This window comes from Azonexus sp., assembly GCF_036170495.1.
In the GTDB taxonomy this organism is placed as follows: Bacteria; Pseudomonadota; Gammaproteobacteria; order Burkholderiales; family Rhodocyclaceae; genus Azonexus.
This window is the reverse complement of record NZ_JAVHPH010000012.1, coordinates 1-1415: the sequence shown is the minus strand read 5'-3', so window position 1 is coordinate 1415 and position 1415 is coordinate 1. Positions and strand designations below refer to the sequence as shown.

The window sequence follows — 1415 nt, the reverse complement described above, 5'->3', positions numbered from 1 at the left end:
GTTGTTGGGGATACGGTGCAATCGTAACCCGTTTGTATGGTCGCGCAATCAGTGTCTCGGGGTAAATCTTCAGTTATCTTAAAAATGCGTTATGCATTTCTGCTCTCAGTGGCGGAATGTCTGTGGCGACGGCTAATCGGGCTGGCCGGCAAAGGCGGAAAAATGCAGGCCGTGACATTCTAATTTTGGCTTTTTTTCCGGTTGACCGTGGTAATCCGGCTTTTTTGCTTAAAGCTGGCGATCCGGGGCGGGCTTGGTGTCAGATGCCATGTGCGGAGGTTGCGGGTATTGTTTTTGTGATGTTATGTTAAGCGCACGATATTACGCGTAAACGTAAACTAATTCATTTGGGCGCAATATAATGCGCGTAATAAATTTGTTGATATGTGATATGCTGCGTCAAAAGATGCGCGCAGTTTTGTTATTTGTTTATTATGCGTGTAATAGTGCGCGTTATGGAGAATTGGTATGCAATCCAGCCATACTTTAAGCGAACTCGAAGCATTGCTGGGTGAGCAGGTAAAAAAGCTGCGGCTAAGTCGGAATATCGACCAGACCCTGCTCGCCGAACGGGCCGGGATCAGTCGCCGGGCGCTGCAGAATCTGGAGGCGGGAGCCGGCTCAAGCACCGCCAGCCTGCTCTCCGTGGTGCGGGCGCTTGATCAGGAAGACTGGCTAATGCGCCTCGCGCCGACCGCCACGATCAACCCGCTGAACATGGTTCGCGCTCGCCGCGAGCGGCAGCGAGCGACGTCAGTTCGCCCTAAATCGCCTCCTGCGAAATAAACGCTGCAGAAAGACGCCCATGGCTACGCCTCCCAAGCCCCGTCGTACCCGCGCCGCGCCGTATAAGCACGTTGACCGTGTCGAAGTCCATCTCTGGGGCCAACTCATGGGCGCGGTCGCCCTCGACCCGGCCTATGGCTTCTACGCCTTTGCCTACGACCTGCGGTTCGTTGCCAAGGGAGTCGAACCCTCGCCCCTGCGCATGCCGCTGCGCGAAGAGCCCTACATCTTTACGGATCTGCCGCGCGAAACCTACAAGGCGCTGCCGGCGCTACTCAGCGATGCCCTGCCGGACGATTTCGGCAACGCCCTGATCAACAAATACATGGCCGACCGCGGTATTCCGGCCAATCAGGTATCTGAAATCGACCGGCTGGCCTACATGGGCAACCGCGCCATGGGGGCCATGGTTTTCAAGCCGGGGCGCGGGCCCATCCGCCAGAAGTCGACGCCCATCGAACTCAGCGATCTGGTCAGCGAAGCGCGCAAGGCCGTCGCCGGGACGATTGAAGACGACGAGCAGACCGATGCCGCGCTGCGCAGCATCATCGACGTCGGTACCTCGGCCGGCGGGGCGCGCGCCAAGGCCGTCATCGCCTGGAACCGGACGACCAACGAAGTGCGCTCCG

The 1415-nt window shown here is 58.1% G+C and carries 2 protein-coding genes; both read left to right on the top strand.

Annotated elements, in window-relative coordinates; genetic code table 11:
• The first annotated feature begins 468 nt into the window (after nucleotides 1-468).
• Nucleotides 469-786 (top strand): helix-turn-helix domain-containing protein, encoded by a 318-nt coding sequence (locus tag ADADOO_RS00495; RefSeq protein WP_511274203.1) that lies wholly within the window; start codon nucleotides 469-471, stop codon nucleotides 784-786.
• Between the two features lie 19 nt (nucleotides 787-805).
• Nucleotides 806-1415, top strand: a 610-nt coding sequence (locus ADADOO_RS00490; RefSeq protein WP_511274202.1) for a HipA N-terminal domain-containing protein, incomplete at its 3' end; no start/stop codon positions are given.

What these genes read in the sequence shown, in the direction of transcription:
- ADADOO_RS00495 (WP_511274203.1), top strand. Translation starts at nt 469, where the DNA reads ATGCAATCCAGCCATACTTTAAGCGAACTCGAAGCATTGCTGGGTGAG.